The organism is Streptomyces sp. AM 4-1-1 (assembly GCF_029167625.1).
Taxonomy (GTDB): Bacteria; Actinomycetota; Actinomycetes; order Streptomycetales; family Streptomycetaceae; genus Streptomyces.
On the sequence record NZ_CP119145.1, the window covers coordinates 4,944,735 to 4,963,551 of the forward strand.

At 71.8% G+C, this 18,817-nt stretch carries 14 protein-coding genes; 4 read left to right on the forward strand and 10 right to left on the reverse strand.

Features of this window, described 5'->3' with window-relative positions:
• Positions 1-92 precede the first annotated feature (92 nt).
• The 3 genes from PZB75_RS21095 to PZB75_RS21105 form a co-directional block, all read right to left on the reverse strand.
• Positions 93-2,090 (reverse strand): SpoIIE family protein phosphatase, encoded by a 1,998-nt coding sequence (locus PZB75_RS21095; RefSeq protein ID WP_275536854.1) that lies wholly within the window; start codon positions 2,088-2,090, stop codon positions 93-95.
• Between the two features lie 369 nt (positions 2,091-2,459).
• On the reverse strand, positions 2,460-3,095 hold the full coding sequence (locus PZB75_RS21100) for a DUF402 domain-containing protein (protein ID WP_275538802.1): 636 nt from the start codon (positions 3,093-3,095) through the stop codon (positions 2,460-2,462).
• Positions 3,096-3,563: 468 nt separating this feature from the next.
• On the reverse strand, positions 3,564-4,976 hold the full coding sequence (locus tag PZB75_RS21105) for a class II fumarate hydratase (RefSeq protein ID WP_275536855.1): 1,413 nt from the start codon (positions 4,974-4,976) through the stop codon (positions 3,564-3,566).
• Between the two features lie 107 nt (positions 4,977-5,083).
• On the opposite strand from PZB75_RS21105, the gene PZB75_RS21110 reads away from it, so the two are divergent.
• A complete protein-coding gene (locus PZB75_RS21110; RefSeq protein WP_275536856.1) occupies positions 5,084-6,649 on the forward strand; it encodes a ricin-type beta-trefoil lectin domain protein in 1,566 nt (521 codons plus the stop codon).
• 241 nt (positions 6,650-6,890) lie between these two features.
• Here PZB75_RS21110 and PZB75_RS21115 read toward each other — a convergent pair whose 3' ends face one another.
• Both PZB75_RS21115 and PZB75_RS21120 read right to left on the reverse strand, forming a co-directional pair.
• Positions 6,891-8,192 (reverse strand): M18 family aminopeptidase, encoded by a 1,302-nt coding sequence (locus PZB75_RS21115; protein WP_275536857.1) that lies wholly within the window; start codon positions 8,190-8,192, stop codon positions 6,891-6,893.
• Positions 8,193-9,014: 822 nt separating this feature from the next.
• Complete coding sequence (locus tag PZB75_RS21120; protein WP_275536858.1) at positions 9,015-10,691, reverse strand: fumarate hydratase; 1,677 nt, start codon at positions 10,689-10,691, stop codon at positions 9,015-9,017.
• 262 nt (positions 10,692-10,953) lie between these two features.
• Between PZB75_RS21120 and PZB75_RS21125 the strand changes: the two genes are divergently transcribed.
• The gene (locus PZB75_RS21125; RefSeq protein ID WP_275536859.1) at positions 10,954-11,625 is read left to right on the forward strand and encodes a DUF1707 domain-containing protein; all 672 of its coding nucleotides are present in this window, start codon (positions 10,954-10,956) and stop codon (positions 11,623-11,625) included.
• A 204-nt stretch (positions 11,626-11,829) separates the two neighbouring features.
• The gene (locus tag PZB75_RS21130; protein ID WP_275536860.1) at positions 11,830-12,201 is read left to right on the forward strand and encodes a WhiB family transcriptional regulator; all 372 of its coding nucleotides are present in this window, start codon (positions 11,830-11,832) and stop codon (positions 12,199-12,201) included.
• Between the two features lie 560 nt (positions 12,202-12,761).
• Here the strand turns inward: PZB75_RS21130 and glpX are convergent.
• Complete coding sequence (gene glpX / locus PZB75_RS21135) at positions 12,762-13,793, reverse strand: class II fructose-bisphosphatase (RefSeq protein ID WP_275536861.1); 1,032 nt, start codon at positions 13,791-13,793, stop codon at positions 12,762-12,764.
• 143 nt (positions 13,794-13,936) lie between these two features.
• Here glpX and PZB75_RS21140 point away from each other — a divergent pair, with 143 nt between their 5' ends.
• Positions 13,937-14,458: a DUF4245 domain-containing protein gene (locus PZB75_RS21140; protein WP_275536862.1), complete on the forward strand. Its 522-nt coding sequence runs from the start codon at positions 13,937-13,939 to the stop codon at positions 14,456-14,458.
• A 117-nt stretch (positions 14,459-14,575) separates the two neighbouring features.
• On the opposite strand, the gene PZB75_RS21145 is transcribed toward PZB75_RS21140, so the two are convergent.
• The 4 genes from PZB75_RS21145 to PZB75_RS21160 form a co-directional block, all read right to left on the reverse strand.
• Positions 14,576-15,166 carry a malonic semialdehyde reductase gene (locus PZB75_RS21145; RefSeq protein ID WP_275536863.1) on the reverse strand — a complete coding sequence of 197 codons (591 nt, stop codon included), beginning with the start codon at positions 15,164-15,166 and terminating at the stop codon, positions 14,576-14,578.
• A 319-nt stretch (positions 15,167-15,485) separates the two neighbouring features.
• The gene (locus PZB75_RS21150; protein WP_275536864.1) at positions 15,486-15,761 is read right to left on the reverse strand and encodes an exodeoxyribonuclease VII small subunit; all 276 of its coding nucleotides are present in this window, start codon (positions 15,759-15,761) and stop codon (positions 15,486-15,488) included.
• Positions 15,762-15,920: 159 nt separating this feature from the next.
• On the reverse strand, positions 15,921-17,144 hold the full coding sequence (gene xseA, locus PZB75_RS21155; RefSeq protein WP_275536865.1) for an exodeoxyribonuclease VII large subunit: 1,224 nt from the start codon (positions 17,142-17,144) through the stop codon (positions 15,921-15,923).
• A 123-nt stretch (positions 17,145-17,267) separates the two neighbouring features.
• Positions 17,268-18,785 carry an APC family permease gene (locus tag PZB75_RS21160; RefSeq protein WP_275536866.1) on the reverse strand — a complete coding sequence of 506 codons (1,518 nt, stop codon included), beginning with the start codon at positions 18,783-18,785 and terminating at the stop codon, positions 17,268-17,270.
• Positions 18,786-18,817: the final 32 nt, after the last annotated feature.

The window sequence follows — 18,817 nt, forward strand, 5'->3', positions numbered from 1 at the left end:
GCTCTCGCGCCTGGGCGCGTCCGTACGGACATGACGAGGGGCGGGCGCCGGCGGGCGCCCGCCCCTCGTCATGTCCGTACCGGCCGACCGGCCTACGGGCTGCGGGTCTCCATCTCGAACCAGACCACTTTGCCGGTCGACAGCCGGGTCGCTCCCCACCGCCGGGCCAGCCGGTTGACCAGGAACAGGCCACGGCCGCCCTCGTCGGTGTCCCGCGCCCGCCGCTGACGGGGCAGTTGCGGGGCGTCGTCGCCGACCTCGCAGCGCAGGATGTCGGTACGCAGCAGACGCAGCGTCACCGGCCGCTCGGCGTACCGCACGGCGTTGGTCACCACCTCGCTGACCAGCAGCTCCATCGAGTCCGACAGCTCTTCGAGACCCCAACGGGCGAGCGCCCTGCGGGCCAGCCGCCGGGCCCTGCCGGGCGCCGCGTCCTCCGGCTCCAGGAACCAGTACGCGACATCGCTCGGCGCGATCCCGTCGAAGCGGGCCGCGAGCAGCGCGATGTCGTCGTCCCGGTCGCCGGGGCCGAGCATGTCGAGCACGTCGTCGCAGAGCGCCTCCAGCGGCGGCGAGTGGTCCGGCCCGGTCAGCCGGGCGGTGGTCGCGAGCCGTTCCCGCAACTGCTCGATGCCGGTCCAGACGTCCCGCAGCCGGGACTCGACCAGGCCGTCCGTGTACAGCAGCAGCGTCGCCCCCGCGGGCGCGTCCAGCTCGACGGCCTCGAAGTCGACACCACCGACCCCGATCGGCGCCCCCGGCGGCACCCGCAGCACCTCGGCCCGGCCGCCCAGGTGGAGCAGGACGGGCGGCGGATGACCGGCGTTGGCGATGGTGATGCGGTGCGCGACGGGGTCGTACACCGCGTACAGGCAGGTCGCCATGCGGTCGCTGCCGAGCCGCTGCGCCTGCTCGTCGAGGTGGTGCAGCACCTCCTGCGGAGGCAGATCGAGCCCGGCGAGGGTCTGGGCGGTGGTGCGCAGCTGTCCCATGATCGCGGCGGAGGTCATGGAGTGGCCCATGACGTCACCGACGACGAGCGCGACCCGGCTGCCCGGCAGCGGGATCGCGTCGTACCAGTCGCCGCCGACCCGGGCCGTCTCGGCGGCCGGGAGGTAGCGCGACGCGAGCCGGACGCCGGTGGGCTGCGGCAGCGAGTCGGGCAGCATGGTCCGCTGCAACTCGTCGGCGATGTACGCCTCGCGGCCGTACAGCACGGCCTTGTCGATGCCGAGCGCGGTGTGCGTCGCGAGCTGGGCGGCGACCAGCAGGTCGTTGGCCTCGAACGGCGGCCGTTCCGTCCCGCGCAGGAACACGGCGGCGCCGATCACCCGGCGCCGGCCGCGCAGCGGGGCGAGGATCGCCCGGTGCCCGGAGGGCACGGTCCGTCCGGCGCCGAGCAGTTCGGGCAGCGCGGCACGGGCCGCCGCGGAGTCCCCGAAGACCGGCCGGACCCCGCGCAGCACCTCGGCGAGCGCGCCACCGGGGCGCACCTCGCAGAGCTGGGACGCGGGCGTCGGATCGGCCTGCGGGTCGATGACCGGCAGCCGCAGGCGTTCGATCTCCGGGGAGCCCTCGAACTCCTCGTCGCTCAGCCGCAGCCGGTCGGTGCGCCGCAGCCGCAGCACGAACGGGTGTACGGGGCGCTCGTCGCCCACCGGCAGCGGATCGCGGAGGTAGACGAGTATGGCGTCGGAATATGTGGGCACACTGGCCCGGCAGAGACCGAGCACGATCTCGTCGAGGTCTATGCCCCGGGCGATCCGGCGGGTCGCGGCGCCCACGAAGCGCAGCCGGTCGCCCTCGCGCCGGGCGACGGCCTGCGGGTCGGCGGCCACCGCGACCGGTCCGGACGCCGGGGCGGGTGCCGGGTCGGGCACGCAGGCCGGGCCGGAGCCCGGTCGCGGCGCCGTGGCAGGACCTGTCCCCGCGGCCTGCCCGCGGCCCGGTGGGGCCTTGGTGGGGCCGGGGACCGCGGCGGCGGCAGGGGGCGCCTTCGGCGCGGCCTCCTGCTGCCGCGGCCGGGTGCGTTCCTGCGGCCTGGCCGCGAGAGGCTGCCGGCCTTCGTGGGAGGTGGGGTGCTCCGTCACGCGTGGGATTCCGTCCGTCCGGGCCGGTTGTATGAGGCAATCACCTTGTGGGGCGTTACTTTGCCCTCGCACGGGCGCCGAGAACAACGGCTGTCACCGCATGCCCCGATACGGGCGGCCGAAACCGGTCGCCCCCGGGAAGGTGTCCCGATGACAACGTTTCCGGTGGCAGGGCAGCGGACAACCGGCACGTCTCCACCCCCTCGTAGTGGTCCATGCGCCTCATGTGACACGTGCGCCTCATGCGCCTCGTGCGCTTTGTGCGTGGGCTTGCGGTCAGTCAGGTCCAGTACCGGGCACGCCGATCGGGCGGATCGGTCTTGCGGAGAACGATCCTACGATTCTCCCCCTGGCGTCCGTCCAAGGATCTCACGTCGGCATATGAGCGGGAGTGCGGTCCCAGTCATCCGGCAGCGAAGGGACCCGCCACCGGGGGTCGGGCCGCCAGTCCTCCCAGCCGTCCCGGAACGGCGCGCCCCAGGCCCGGATGGTCTCCACGGCCGCCCGGCCCGCCTCCCGTACCCGCTCGGCGGTCGACGGGTCCATCAGGCCGACGCGCTGCGCCTGGGCGAACTCGTCCTCGTCCAGCCAGTGCCAGCTGCGGTCCGGGCGGACGGCGATGTCCAGGAAGTGGTCCTCGGAGTCGATGCCGCCGGACCAGCGGGTGTGCGGCTCCTCAAGGTTCACGTACCAGTTGCGGAACCGCCAGCCCTGGTCCCAGAACAGCCACACCGACCACGGCTCGCCGGGCCTGGCCAGCTTCAGCACCCCGGTCCCCGACCAGGCGGAGCGGATGGCGATCCGGGGCGCGGTGTAGCGGGTCGCCAGCGGCTCGGCGTGCACATCGGTGCCGTCGGCGAGCACCGGCTTCACGCACTCGGTGCCCGGCGCCATCCACGCGGCGAGCAGATCGGAACTGTCCTGGACGACGGTGACGGGACGGCAGATGGGGAACGAGGGCGGCCGTGCCCCGAACGGCTGATCGGGGCGGTACGGCTGCGACACGCCGGACGGACGGTGCCCGCCGCGCGACGCGGGCGAGGCGGCCGGTGCGGCCGACCTCGCCGGCCCTGGCAGCCGGTGCCCGCCGTTGCCCGGGTATCCACCGCTCCCCAGGTGCTCACCGTTGGTCAGCTGCCCGCCGTCGGACCGGTGTTCACCCTTGGCCGGGCGCCCACCGTCGGCCGGGCGTTCGCCGTTCGCCCGCTGTCCGCCGGGGGACCGGCCGTCGCCGGGCGGGCGCGTCCCGTTGCCCCGGTAGCGCCACAGAATCCGGTCGCCCGGCGCCCAGCGCTCGATCTCTTCCGGCTCTCCCGGCTCTCGCGTCCCGCTCTCCGTACCCGCCATGGACAGATCTTAAGGAGGGACCCGCACGGGCGTCGCCAGGTCCGCCGCGGAAGGGCCGTACCCGGCACATCCGCGCCATTCGCGCACACGGGCGGTCTCACCCGCGACACATCCCCGTGACAGGGGTCACGGGCGGGTCATGCGCAGGACGTCCAGCGCCTCGTCGAGCTGTTCCACGGTGAGGTCCCCGCGCTCGACGTAGCCCGAGTCCAGCACCACCTCGCGGATCGTCCGACGCTCGGCGAGGGACCTCTTGACGACCTTCGCCGCCTCCTCGTAACCGAGGTACTTGTTCAGCGGGGTGACGACGGACGGCGAGGACTCGGCGTACTCCCTGGCGCGCTCGGTGTGGGCGGTGATGCCGTCGACCGTGCGGTCGGCGAGCAGCCGGGAGGCGTTGGCGAGCAGCCGTACGGACTCCAGCAGGTTCTTGGCGATCACCGGCAGCATGACGTTGAGCTCGAAGTTGCCCGCGGCTCCCGCGGCTGCGACCGTCGCGTCGTTCCCCGTGACCTGGGCCGCGACCATCAGGACGGCCTCGGGGACGACGGGGTTCACCTTGCCGGGCATGATCGACGAACCGGGCTGGAGGTCGGGCAGGGAGATCTCGGCGAGACCGGTGCGCGGACCCGACGCCATCCAGCGCAGGTCGTTGCAGATCTTGGTGAGCGAGACGCCCAGGGTCCGCAGCTGGCCGGACGTCTCGACGAGCCCGTCGCGGGCGCCCTGCGCCTCGAAGTGGTCGCGGGCCTCGGTGAGCGGCAGACCGGTGGTGCGGGCGACCTCCGCGATGACGGCGGCGGCGAAGCCGGGCGGGGTGTTGATGCCGGTGCCGACGGCGGTGCCGCCCAGCGGCAGTTCGGCGAGCCGGGGGAGCGAGGCGTGCAGCCGCTCGACCGCGTAACGGATCGCCGCCGCGTACCCGCCGAACTCCTGGCCCAGGGTGACGGGAGTGGCGTCCATCAGATGCGTACGGCCCGACTTGACGACCTCCGCGAACTCGACGGACTTGCGCTCCAGGGCGGCGGCGAGGTGGTCGAGGGCCGGAACCAGATCGGCGGTGACGGCGGCGGTCGCGGCGATGTGGATGGAGGAGGGGAAGACGTCGTTGGACGACTGGGAGGCGTTGACGTGGTCGTTGGGGTGGACCGGGCGGCCGAGCCGTTCGGTGGCCAGGGTCGCCACGACTTCGTTCGTGTTCATGTTGGAGGAGGTACCTGATCCGGTCTGGAAGACATCGACCGGAAAGTGTTCATCCCAATGGCCCTCGGCGACCTCGGCGGCGGCCTCCTGGATCGCCTCGGCGATGTCCGGGTCGATCACCCGCAGCTCGGCGTTGACCTTCGCGGCGGCCGCCTTGATTCGTGCCAGCGCCTCGATGTGGGCGCGTTCGAGCCGCTGGCCGGAGATCGGGAAGTTCTCCACGGCGCGTTGCGTCTGGGCCCGCCACTTGGCGTGCGCGGGGACCCGTACCTCGCCCATCGAGTCGTGCTCGACGCGGTACTCGTCGCCCTCAGGGGTGCCTGCCGCTGCGTCCATGATGTTTGAACCTCCTGGAAAAGTTGAGCACTTGTCTTGTTCTGTGTATTCCCAAGTCGCCTACCGACCAGTAAATACCGTGGGTAACCCACTACCCGGGAGGCGCGATGAGGCGCACGAGGCACAGAATCGCCGGACTCCGCCGCACGGTCGCGACCGTCGCGGCCACGGCGGCGGCCCTCGGCGGCATGGCCGTCGCGGCGGGACCGGCCGGCGCGGCCGGAGCCCGTACCACCGCAACCGCATCCACCACACTCACCACCGCACCCCTCTCCACCCCGCTCCCGCCCGCACTTGAGGCCGTCCGGGCCGCCGAGGCGACCGCGCTCTACGGCAGCCCGGCCGAACGCCCGCTCGCCGAACGCAGGACGGGACTGATCTCGCTCGGCGACAGCGAGATCTCCGGCGAGGGCGTCGGCGGCTACGAGACGGGCACCAACGGCCCCGTCAACTGGTGCCACCGCTCACCCGACTCCGCCATCCACCGCACGGGCATCGCCGCGGACGTCACGTACAACGTCGCCTGCTCCGGCGCGTACACCGGAAACATCCGGATCGGCGGTACGAAGCAGTACGCCGACGAACTGGTGCAGAGCGACAGCCTCGCCGTCAAGGCCCGCAACACCCGCATCAAGATGATCGTCCTGGTGGCCGGGGCCAACGACGACCTCCAGTTCGGCCCGGTCATGACGGACTGCGTCGAGCGCTGGTTCCTCCTCCAGGGCGGCTGCGAGTCGAAGTACGACGGCGGCTGGCAGGCCCGGGTCGACGCGCTCGTCCCCAAGGTCGAGCAGACCGTGCGCGACCTGCGGACCGTCATGACGGACGCGGGGTACGCAGCCGGTGACTACAAGCTCGTCGTGATGGGCTACCCGAGCCCCATCGGACCGGACTTCAACGACAACCCGAAGTTCCCCGGCAAGCTGCCCGGCGGCTGCGCCGGATACGACTCGGACGCCGCGTGGGGCCGCAACACCGCCGTACCCGCCTTCGAACGCGGAATGCGCCGGGCCGCGGCCGAGACCGGCGCCGTCTACCTCGACAACTCCCGGCTCTTCCACGGCCACGAGGTCTGCTCGGAGAACACCTGGGCCCGGGGCCTCCACATCGACCTGGCGAACCCGTTCCCGCCGGACGCCAACTCCGTACGGCAGTCCTTCCACCCCAACGTGCGCGGGCACGCCGCCTTCGCGTCCTGCCTGACGCAGATCTACCGGGCGACGGTACGGGAGGCGGGCTGCGCCGACCCGGCGGGCACGGGCAGCCCCGTGCTGACCCCGGTGGCCTGGGACGACGTGTTCGCACCGCTGAGGAACGAGGCCACGGGCAGCTGCCTGGACGTCCCGGCCTCGGTGACCCGGAACGGCACGAGGCCCACCGGCTGGGACTGCCACGGCGGACGCAACCAGAGCTGGTGGTACGACGCCGGCAGCGAGACCCTGCGCACCGCGCTGAGCCACGACCGGTGCCTCGACGTGTCCGGCGCCGACTACCGGGCGGGCGCCGCGCTCATCCTGTGGGACTGCTCCGGCGCGGCGAACCAGAAGTTCGTCCGGCAGGCGGGCACACTGCGTCCGGCCGCCGCCACGGGGCTGTGCCTCACGCTGGCCGGGGCGAAGGACCAGCTGAAGCTCGGGACGTGCGACGGGAGCGCCGGGCAGCGGTTCGCATGACGGCCGCCGCGGCGTCGGTGGCGCTCCCGGTACCGGTGGCGCCACCGGCGTCGGCGGTACTCGCGGTACCGGCAGGGCTCCTGGTGCCGGCCGGGCTCGCGGCCCGGTAGCAGTCAGGACGAGCGTGCGGGGGACGGCCGGGTCATCGGCCGTCCCCCGCTGTCTCCCGCCGCCCGTCGGCTGCTCTCCCGCTGCCCGTCGGCTGCCCGTCGGCGGTCCTTCGGCGCGGACGGTGTCCGGCTCAGCCGGATGTCACGAACTCGCCCAGTACCGCGGCCAGATGGCCGGGGTCGTCCGCGCCGCACAGCTCCCTGGCCGAGTGCATCGACAGTCCCGGCACGCCCACGTCGACGGTGGGGACCCCGAGCCGGGCCGCCGTCAGCGGGCCGATCGAGGTGCCGCACGGCATGGCGTTGTTCGAGACGAACTGCTGCCAGGGCGTCCCCGCCCGCTCGCACGCCGACCTGAACAGCGCGAGACCGGCACTGTCCGTCGCGTACCGCTGGTTCACGTTGACCTTCACCGTCGGGCCGCCGTTGGGCATCGGGTGGTGGCCCGGGTCGTGGCGCTCCGGGTAGTTCGGGTGCACCGCGTGGGTCATGTCGGCGGACACGCAGAAGGCACCGGAGAGGGCGCGGGCCCAGTCCTCGGACGAGCCGTCGCGCGCGGTGACCGAGCGGTTGAGGACCCGCTCCAGCAGGGGGCTCTGCGCGCCCGTGTCGGAGCCGCTGCCCACCTCCTCGTGGTCGAAGGCGGCCAGGACCGGTACGTACGAGGGCGTGTCCATGAGGGACGCCGCGTGCGCCAGCGCGGTCACGCCCGCGTGCACCGAGACCAGGTTGTCCAGCCGGGGCGCCACCAGCAACTCCTCCTCCAGGCCGAGGTATCCGGGCGGCTGGATGTCATGGAGCATCAGGTCCCAGCCGAGGACATCGGCCGGATCGACGTCGAGCGCCGCGGTCACCCGGCGCAGCAGGGCGCCCTGTTCGGGGCTGCCGAGGGACCACAGCGGGGCGATGTGGCGCTGACGGTCGAGGGACAGCCCCTCGTTGACGGTGCGGTCGAGGTGGATCGCCAACTGCGGGACCCGGAACAACGGTTCGTCGATCTGTACGAGCCGGATGTCCGGGGTGCGGCTCGGGCCGCGCAGCGCGAGACGCCCGGAGAGGCCGAGATCACGGTCGAGCCAGGTGTTGAGGGGCACCCCGCCGTAGATCTCCACGGCGATCTGCCGCCAGCCCGCCGCCCCGGTGTCCGGTGTCGGCTTGACCCGGAGGTTGGGCGAGTCGGTGTGCGCCCCGATGATCCGGAACGGGGTGTGGGCGGGCAGGCCCTCGGGGGCGTACCAGGCGATCAGTGCGCCGCTGCGGGCGACGAAGCAGCCACCGGTCGTACCGGTCCAGTCGTCCGTCCCGCGCAGCTCACGGAATCCGGCCTTCTCCAGCCGCTGGGCGGCGCTCGCGACCGCGTGGTACGGCGAGGGGCTGGCCCTGATGAAGGAGAGCAGGTCGTCGGCGTGGCTGCGGTGAGGGGCCGGCGTCATACGGCGTCCGCCTTTCCGGTGTTCGGTGGTGACTGCGAGGGTGACGGGAGGTGGGTGATCGTGGTGCGTCGGGCGCTGGTGCGTCGGTTTCCGGTGTGCGGGTGTGGGTGCTGGTGTCAGGGGCGCTGGGGTCATGAGGTGGGCGGCGGTGTCGGGCGCCGCTGTTCGCGGTCCCGGACCGAGCCGTCGTCGGCGGGGCGTGGGGGCGGGCGGGCGTCCGGTCGGGGGGGACGGACGTCGGGAAGGCGGCTCGGTGTACGGGGGGAGGAGTTCTTCGGCCGGCTCCCCCCGGTTCGAGGGGAGCGGTGGGGTGCGCGAGGAACGTCCGACAACCCTTTGCGCGGGTCCGGCGTGACGCAAGTCCGTGACGCGGCCCGCTGCGAGAAAGAGGCGGTGCGGGACCCCTCGGGCCGGGGCCGGGCGCGGTGGTCCCGTCGCGCGTGCGGGACCGGTCCGGGGCGGTGGCGTGTGGTCCGGCCACCGCGGTGCCGTTCTGCATACCGGTATCGGGTGTTGCCCGTGGTGCGGGCGAGCGGGCGGGCACCGCTGCCGGGGGGCGTCGGCAGGTGCGCCGGACAGGTGACCGGGTGGATGTTCGACGACGGCCGACGCTTCTCGTTTTTGGCTGAATATCGCCGTAGGAGGGTCGAGGCGGCCGCAGGGCCGAGCGGACGGGCGGACCGGCGGCCGGGCGGATGAACGGGCGGGCGGGTCGAGGGCGGTCACCGTCCGCCGGACGGTGCGCGGAACGCCCGAGGGGGCGCACCGGCGTCGAGCCGGTGCGCCCCCTCGGGCGTGTACCCCGATGACCGGGCGGGTCGGTCAGGCGAGTCCTGGACCCCGTACCGGAATGCTGGTGAACGTCGGCGCCGGGGCCGGCTCGGTGAAGAAGTCGTTGCCCTTGTCGTCGACGACGACGAACGCCGGGAAGTCCTCCACCTCGATCCGCCAGACCGCCTCCATGCCCAGTTCCTCGTACTCGACGACCTCGACCTTCTTGATGCAGTCCTGCGCCAGCCGGGCGGCGGGTCCGCCGATCGACCCGAGGTAGAACCCGCCGTGCGCGCCGCAGGCGTCGGTGACCTGCTGGGAGCGGTTGCCCTTGGCCAGCATCACCTTCGAGCCGCCCGCGGCCTGGAACTGCTCGACGTAGCTGTCCATCCGGCCGGCCGTCGTCGGGCCGAAGGACCCGGAGGCGTACCCCTCGGGCGTCTTCGCCGGACCGGCGTAGTAGACCGGGTGGTCCCGCAGGTACTTCGGCATCTCCTCGCCCGCGTCCAGCCGTTCCTTGATCTTGGCGTGCGCGATGTCGCGCGCCACGACCAGCGGGCCGGTCAGCGAGAGCCGGGTCTTGACCGGGTACTTCGTCAGCTCGGCGAGGATGTCGTCCATCGGGCGGTTGAGATCGATCCGGACGACGTCGCCCTCGCTGTCGAGGTGTTCGTCGGTGGTGTCGGGCAGGAAGCGGGCCGGGTCCTTCTCCAGCTGTTCCAGGAACACCCCCTCGGCGGTGATCTTGGCCAGGGCCTGGCGGTCCGCCGAACAGGACACGGCGATCGCGACGGGCAGCGATGCGCCGTGCCGGGGCAGACGGACGACGCGCACGTCGTGGCAGAAGTACTTGCCGCCGAACTGGGCGCCGATGCCGATCCGCTGGGTCAGCTCGAAGACCTTCTCCTCCAGTTCCTCGTCCCGGAAACCGTGACCGGTCGGCGAGCCCTCGGCGGGCAGCTCGTCCAGGTAGTGCGCGGAGGCGTACTTCGCGGTCTTCAGCGCGAACTCGGCCGACGTACCGCCGACGACGATGGCCAGGTGGTACGGCGGACACGCGGCCGTGCCCAGCGAACGGATCTTCTCCTCCAGGAACTTCATCATGGAGGTCTCGTTCAGGACCGCCTTGGTCTCCTGGAAGAGGAACGACTTGTTGGCGCTGCCGCCGCCCTTCGCCATGAAGAGGAATTTGTACGCGCCGCCGTCCGTCGCGTACAGCTCGATCTGCGCCGGGAGGTTCGAGCCGGTGTTCTTCTCGTCCCACATGGTCAGCGGGGCCATCTGCGAGTACCGCAGATTGAGCTTGGTGTACGCGTCGAAGATGCCGCGCGACAGGGCTTCCTCGTCACCGCCCTCGGTCAGCACGTTCTGACCGCGCTTGCCCATGACGATCGCCGTGCCGGTGTCCTGGCACATCGGGAGGACGCCCGCGGCCGCGATGTTCGCGTTCTTCAGGAGGTCCAGCGCGACGAACTTGTCGTTGGACGACGCCTCGGGGTCGTCGATGATCCGCCGCAGCTGCGCCAGGTGTGTCGGGCGCAGATAGTGGGAGATGTCGTGCATGGCCTCGGCGGCGAGCGTGCGCAGGGCCTCCGGGGCGACCTTGAGGAACGTACGCCCGTCGGCCTCGAAGGTCGAGACGCCCTCGGCGCTCACCAGACGGTACGACGTGGTGTCCTCTCCCAGTGGGAGCAGATCGGAGTACGCAAACTCTGGCATTACGGCCATTCCTCACTAGGCAGACGGCGGCTGGCCTCCCTTGGTCAGCGCACCCACCAGGGTAGAACGCGACGGACGGGGCGCAGTGGTGAGGTAGGACTCAGTCGACGGCGGTCCGGGTCGGCCCGCGGCCGGGCCGGGGCGGGGCAGGACGTGGGCGCGGGGAGAGGCGGCCGGCCGGCGTGTGGCGCGCCGCGTACGGCACGCGCGCGGCACGCGCGGGGGTTGCGAGGGGTAGTCGCGATCTATCGCGTTTGGGTACGCTGAGCCGGTGGACCTCGAAAAGCAGCCCCAGCGCCCGGCGGCCCCGGCCGACACGGCCCCCTCCGGCATGCGTGCCTCCGACGCCGACCGCGACCGGATCGCGGACATCCTGCGGGAGGCGTTGGCCGAGGGCAGGCTGACCGCCGATGAGCACGGCGACCGGATCGACGCCGTCTACCGCGCCAAGACCGTCGGTGAGCTCGAACCGCTGGTACGGGATCTCCCGGCCACCGGGACCTCCCCGCAGCACTTCGCGATGCCGTACGCCTACGGTCCCGAGGCGCCCGTGGGCCCCGCCGACAATCTGATCGCGGTCTTCAGCAGCTCCACCCGCAAGGGCCGTTGGCGCGTGGGCGGCCGGACCAACGCCTTCGCCCTGTTCGGCAGCGTGGAGATCGATCTGACCGAGGCGCTTTTCGGCCAGCGCCACACCGTCATCAACGCGACCTCGATCTTCGGAAGTGTCGAGATCAAGGTGCCCGAGAACATCTCGCTGCGTGGCAGCGGCACGGGCGTTTTCGGAAATTTCGAAGTCGTCACACTCGAATCTCCCGACCCGGAAGCACCGGTAGTGGTGGTCAACGGATATTCGGTCTTCGGCAACGTCGAGGCAAAACCCAAGCGTGGCAAGCTGATTGCCAACCTCCAGAACCAGCTCCGCAAGTATCTTGGCCCCTGAAACGGCCGCGCACGACAGCGTGGACGGTAAGTGACGGGGAACTGATCGGCCGCTACACAATTCGGCCTCCGGCGGTCGTCCAATTCCGGTCGATCGGAATTCCGTAACACGGAACCCGGCGCCACACAGTGCATAGGCGCGCGCACAGCGGGTAGGGAGTGCTGCATCGTCTCTCGCTCGCGAAGCCGTCGTCAGGAGTAGACCGTGCTGCAACCGCCGCGTCAGCCCCTCCAGGTCGCCGCCGTCCCTCCCCAGCGCATGCCCGCCCGGGAGGATCACGCCGGACCCTGGCATTCGGAGGCGGTGTGCCGCCGGGACGAAGCCGGGCTGTTCTTCGCCCCTTCGAAGGAGCCGACCGCTGCCCGACTCGCGCGCGAGGAGGCCGCCAAGCGGGTCTGTGCCCGCTGCCCGGTGATGGTCGAGTGCCGGGAACACGCCCTGGAACAACCGGAACCGTACGGGGTCTGGGGCGGCCTCACCGCCGCCGAACGACGGGTGGTGCTCGCCCGCCGCAGACGCCGGGACATCGAACTCACAGCGACCACTCCGGCGGGCCGCGTCGCGGCGGCCGGCTGACGCCACGGACCACGGCAACGGCCTGCGGCGCGGCTCCACACCGCCCGCCGTACGGCCCGCTGCGCCGTGGACCGAGCGCTGTGAGCGGTGCGCGCCGTCGCATGCTGAGGGCTGACCGCCACGTTCGGTGTCCGCCGTCGTGTGCCGTGAGCTGAGCGCCGCGCCCGGTGTCTGCCGTCGTGTGCCGTTGCTGAGCGAGCGTTGCGCACCCGCCTGCTGTGCCGTGAGACGCGTACCGCCGTTTTGTGTGCTGAGCCGAGCGCCACGTACACGTATGCGTACACGCGCAGCGGCGCGCCGAATCGTGCGCCGCGCGCCACGTATCCGCGTGCCGCCGTCGCGTGGCCCTGCGTGGATGGCGCGTGGCCTTTACCTGAATGGCGTGTGGCCTTGCGCGAAGAGGCGCCCCCACCGCACAGGGGGGCGCCTCTTCGTTCATGTCCGCCGCTCACGCGGCGGAGGCTTCCTGGCCGGCTTCGGCGTCGCGTCCGGCCGGACGCGATGTCACGCGGCCCACGCCCACGCGCCCACGCGCCGACAGGGCCGCGCGATCGCCGGCGTTACTTCGCGCGGTCGAAGTCGATCGCGCTGTACGCGCGCAGCTTCGACAGCCGGTGCGTGGAGTCGATCCGCCGGATCGTGCCGGACTTGGACCGCATGACCAGCGATTCGGTGGTCGCCGTCTCCGAGCGGTAACGCACCCCCCGCAGCAGTTCGCCGTCCGTGATGCCGGTCGCGACGAAGAACACGTTGTCGCCCGAGACGAGGTCGTCCGTCGACAGCACCCGGTCCAGGTCGTGCCCCGCGTCCAGGGCCCGCTGCCGTTCGGCCGCGTCCTTGGGCCACAGCTTGCCCTGGATGACCCCGCCGAGGCACTTTATGGCGCACGCCGAGATGATGCCCTCCGGCGTACCGCCGATGCCCATCAGCAGGTCGACGCCGGTCCCCTCGCGGGCGGCCATGATCGACCCGGCCACATCGCCGTCGGAGATGAACTTGATCCGCGCGCCCGTCTCACGGATCTCCTTGACCACACCTTCGTGCCGGGGGCGGTCGAGGATGACGACGGTGACGTCCTCGGGGGTGGAATTCTTGGCCTTCGCGACGCGCCGGATGTTCACCGAGACGGGCGCGTTGATGTCGACGAAGTCGGCGGCCTCGGGGCCGGTGACCAGCTTGTCCATGTAGAAGACCGCGGACGGGTCGAACATGGCACCGCGGTCCGCGGCGGCCAGTACGGCGATGGCGTTCGGCATGCCCTTGGCGTTGAGCGTGGTGCCGTCGATCGGGTCGACCGCGATGTCGACCTCGGCGCCGGTGCCGTCGCCGACCCGTTCGCCGTTGAAGAGCATGGGCGCCTCGTCCTTCTCGCCCTCACCGATGACGACGATGCCGTTCATCGAGACGGTGGAGACGAGGGTGCGCATGGCCTTCACCGCGGCGCCGTCGGCGCCGATCTTGTCACCGCGCCCGACCCAGCGCCCGGCGGCCATGGCCGCGGCCTCGGTGACCCGGACCAGTTCCATGGCGAGGTTGCGGTCCGGGGCCTCCGGGGAGACCTCCAGTTGGGACGGCAGATGATGTTCGGACATCGGAGCGCACCTTTCTGTACGACGACGACCGGATATGAGGGTGCTGTGACTCTATCGTCAGGCCGATAAAATGAGCAGACCGGGTCACTTATGAGCGGGTGCCCGGCGGGTCGTCGTCCTACCCTCAATGCGACCATGTAGGCGTGGCAAGCAAGCGAGGCAAGCAGACAGCGTGGGACATGATCCTGTCGTTGGCGGTCATCGCCGCCGTCGCGGGAGTCGCCTACATCTTCATCCCGCACGACGACAAGGCCGACCCCGTGAAGACGGTGGACTACCGCGTGGAGCTCCAGACCGTCCGCCGCGCCGCGCCCTACCCGGTGGCCGCGCCGACCGGCCTGTCGCCGGAGTGGCGGGCCACCTCGGTCTCGTACGACCATCAGGGCGGCAGCGGCTGGCACCTGGGCTTCCGGGACCCGGACGGCAGATACGTGGCGGTGGAGCAGTCCACCCTGTCCCCGGCGAAGAAGTACGTCGGTGAGGTCAGCCAGAAGGCCGAGAACACCGGGCGCACGGAGCAGGTGGGCGGTCAGACCTGGCAGCGCTGGGAGGGGCCGAAGTACGACGCGCTGGTGCGCGAGGACAAGGGCTCGACCACGGTCGTCACGGGTTCCGCGTCACCGGAGCGACTGGCGGAGATGGCCGCCGCGCTGAGGACGTCCTGATGACTCGTTGACGACCGGGGCACGGCCCGTTCGTGACCGTTCACGACTGAAAGCCCTGAAACGCGCCCGGTGGGTGCGGTCAGGGCTTTCGGCCGTGGAATGTGTCGCCGGGGCGGCTCAGACGGTCTTGACGACCTCGTCGTAGGCCAGGCGCGGCAGGCGCGGGAACCACGCGTCCTCGCCGGGCTTGCCGATGTTGACGACCATCAGCGGGGAGTGGTCGTCGTCCAGGAACTCCTTCTGGATGCCCGCGGCGTCGTAACCGTTCATCGGACCCGCGGCCAGACCGGCGGCGCGGATGCCGATGATGAAGTACGCGGCCTGGAGCGCGCCGTTGAGACCGGCGGCCTGCTCACGGACCGGGCGCTCGGAGAAGAACGCGTCCTTGGCCTGCGGGAAGTGCGGGAGCAGCGCGGGAAGTTCCTCGTGGAACTCGTTGTCGGCGGCGAGGATCGCGACCAGCGGGGCGGTGGCGGTCTTCGGCCGGTTGCCCTCGGCCATGTACGGAAGAAGGCGCTCGCGGGCCTCGGCGGAGCGGATCAGGACGACACGCAGGGGGGACTGGTTGAACGCGGTCGGGCCGTACTTGACCAGATCGTAGATCGCCTGCACCTGCTCGTCGGTCACCGGCTCATCGGTGAAGGTGTTGGCGGTGCGGGCCTCACGGAAGAGGAGGTCCTGGGCGGCGGGGTCAAGGGCGAGAGACATCTGGCGATTTACCTTCCGGGCGTACGGGAATCAAGTGATGCGCACGACGCTAAAGGATGTTTAGGTTAACTTTCAACTAAACCCGGGCGGGAGTGACCCGTTCCACACGTCGGTCGCCTTGATTCCAACGCCGGGCTCTGTCCAGTGCTTCCCGGTGACACGGGCGACTTGTCGGCTCGGGGATTCCGTGCGTCCTTTGCCGTCGGGCCGGCCCCGCCTCGTCCTCGTGCCCGCCCTGGCCCTCGTACCCGCCGGGCCTCCGGTCAGCCGTCAGCCGTCAGCCGTCAGCCGTCAGCCGTCAGCCGTCAGCCGTCAGCCGTCAGCCGTCAGCGCGGCCCGCGTCGCCCGCCGAGCCGTTGTCCGGCTCCGCCGGTCCCGTCAGGGCGGCGTCCAGCCGGGCCCGTGCGCCCTCCAGCCAGCGCCGGCACACCTTCGCCAGCTCCTCGCCCCGTTCCCAGAGGGCCAGCGACTCCTCCAGGGTGGTACCGCCCGCCTCCAACCGGCGTACGACCTCGACCAGCTCGTCCCGAGCCTGTTCGTATCCGAGCGTCCCCGTGGCGGCGGCCGCCGTCGTTGCGTCGTCGGTCCTGTCCATGTGTCCCACCCTATGTATGCGCTACGACAAAATCGGCTACGGCTACGGCTACGGCTACGGCTACGGCTACGGCTACGGCTTCCGCTTCACGCCCGGCGCGCGGCCGTGGCCCGGCCCGGCCGCGCGCCCACGGTCGGCGCCCAGCGTGCGTGACGTGACTCACTCGTCCGCCCGCTCACCCACCCGTACCGTGAACTCGCCCTCCGCGACCCTCGCCCGCAGCGCGTCGCCCGCCGCCCCGGCGTCCCCGGGGGAGCGCACCACATGCCCGTCCGCCCGCTGGAGCACCGCGTACCCCCGCTCCAGCGTCGCGGCGGGCGACAGCGCGACCACGCGGGCCCGGGTGTGCGCCAGTTCGGAGTCGGCGCGGTCCAGCAGATGACCCAGCACCCGTCGGCTCCGCCCGATCAGCGCGTCGACCTCGGAGGCGCGCTCGTCCACCAGCCGGTGCGGACGCTCCATCGACGGCCGCCCCAGCGCGTGCGCCAGGCCGCGCTCCTCCCGGTCGAGCAGCCCTCGTACCGCCCGGAGCGCTCGGTCGCGCAGTTGCTGGACCCGAGCCAGCTCCTCACCCACGTCGGGGACGACCTTCTTCGCCGCGTCCGTGGGGGTCGACGCCCGCAGATCCGCCACCAGGTCGAGCAGGGGAGTGTCCGGTTCGTGCCCGATCGCGGACACGACCGGGGTGCGGCACGCCGCCACCGTACGGATCAGCTCCTCGTCCGAGAACGGCAGCAGGTCCTCCACACTGCCCCCGCCGCGCGCCACGATGATCACGTCGACCTCGGGCAGCCCGTCCAGTTCCCTGACCGCCGATACCACCTGGTCGACGGCGTGGACGCCCTGCACCGCCGTGTTGCGCACCTCGAAGCGGACCGCGGGCCACCGCCGTCGCGCGTTCTCCAGCACGTCACGCTCGGCCGCCGACGCCCGGCCGCAGACCAGACCGATCAACTGCGGGAGGAACGGCAGCGGTTTCCTGCGCTCCGGCGCGAACAGCCCCTCCCCGGTCAGGGACTTCTTCAGCTGCTCCAGCCGGACGAGCAGTTCACCGATCCCGACCGGCCGTATCTCCGTCGCCCGCAGGGACAACTGCCCACGCGGCCCGTACCACTCGGGCTTCGCCAGGACGACGACCCGCGCCCCCTCCGACACCACATCCGCGATCCGGTCGAAGACCTGCCGGAAACACGTCACACCCACCGAGATGTCCTGCGAGGGATCGCGCAACGTGAGGAAGACGACCCCGGCGCCCGGCCGCCGGGACAACTGGGTGATCTGTCCCTCGACCCAGACCGCGCCGAGCCGGTCGATCCATCCGCCGATGAGCCGCGACACCTCGCCGACGGGCAGCGGTGCTTCCGCGGACGTGTTGAGAGCCATGCGGTCGAGCGTATCCGCCGCCACGGACACCGAGGCGGTACGCGCGGTCGGGCGCCCGCTCCCGGCATCCGCTCCCGCGCTCGCACCCTTGGCCCGTCGCCCTCCCGGACGTCCTCCGCGTCCTCACGCTCCGGCGCTCTCACGCCCCCGCGCCCCGGCGTCCTTCCCCCGTCGCCGCCACTGCACCGCCAGGACCACGAGCCCGATCGCCAGCCAGCACGCCCCCACCACCTGCGAACTGGCCGTCGCCTCCACGATCACCGCGATCAGCGCGGCCGCGCCCAGCACCGGCACCAGCACATGCCGCCACCAGCTCGGCGGCCCCTCCATCCGGCGTACCGCGAACCAGCCCACCACCGACGCGTGCAGCAGCACGAACGCCGTCAGCGCGCCGATGTCCACGACCGACACCAGATGGTCCAGCCCGTCGTCGCGCCGGGCCGCCCACACCGCCGCCACCATCGTCACGACCGCCGCGAGCAGGATGGCCGACCGCGGCACACCGGAGCGCTGATCGACCCGCGAGAGCACCGCCGGAAGCCTCCGTTCCCGCGCCATCGCGAACAGCAGCCGGCCTGCGGCCGCCTGCCCGGCCAGTGCCGCGAACGCCGCCCCGATCGCCTTGCTGACCGCCACCAGATCGTGCAGCCAGCCACCGACCGACGAATCCACCGCGTCGTAGAACGCGGAGCCCTGCTTGGCCGGCTCGGCGGCCAGCTCCGCCGACGACACCGGCTCCAGCAGCGCCGCCAGGTACGACTGCGCCACGAACAGCGTGCCCGCGAGCACCAGACAGAACAGCACCGCACGCGCCACCTTCGCCGAACCGCCCGTCACCTCCTCCGCGAACGAGGCGATGGCGTCGAAGCCCAGATACGACAGCACGGCCACCGACACCGCGCCCAGCACCGCCGTCGTCGAGAACCCGGAGTCCCCGGTGAGCGGCGACAGCCAGCCGCGCTGAGCCCCGTCCCGCACCAGGACCACCACCGCGGACACCGCGAAGACCAGGAGCACCACGATCTCCATGGTGAGCACCGCGAACCCGACCAGGGCCGCCGCCCGTACGCCGGAGAGATTGAGGAGCGTCGTCACGACCACCGCCAGTGCCGTCCACACCCACTGCGACACGGACGGCACCAGCGCGTGCATCGCGATGCCGGAGAAGAGGTAGGCGACGGCCGGGATCAGCAGATAGTCGAGCATCGCCATCCAGCCGGCGATGAACCCGGGACCCTCGCCGAGCCCCCTGCGGGCGTACGCGAACACCGAACCGGCCAGCGGCGCGACCCGCACCATCTGCGCGTAGCTGAACGCGGTGAACGCCATCACGACGGTCGCCACGACGTAGACGAGCGCGACCGCGCCCCCCGATTTCGCGTCGAGCGTGCCGAACACGCCGACGGGTGCCATGGGGGCGATGAACAGGAGCCCGTACACCACCAGATCGCGGAAGCCCAGCGTCCGCCTGAGCCCGCCGCTGTCGGTGGAGCCACCCCCGGCCGGGCCACCCGCCGCCGGGCCACCGCCTGTGGGACCGCCTCCCACGGGGCCGTCCCCCGGGGGCCCACCCGCGGGGCCGCCTCCCCCGACGGACCCGCCGCCCGCCCCTGTCCGCCGCCTGCCGCTGCTGTCTGACATGAAGCCTCCGTCGGTCGGGTACGGACCAGTCT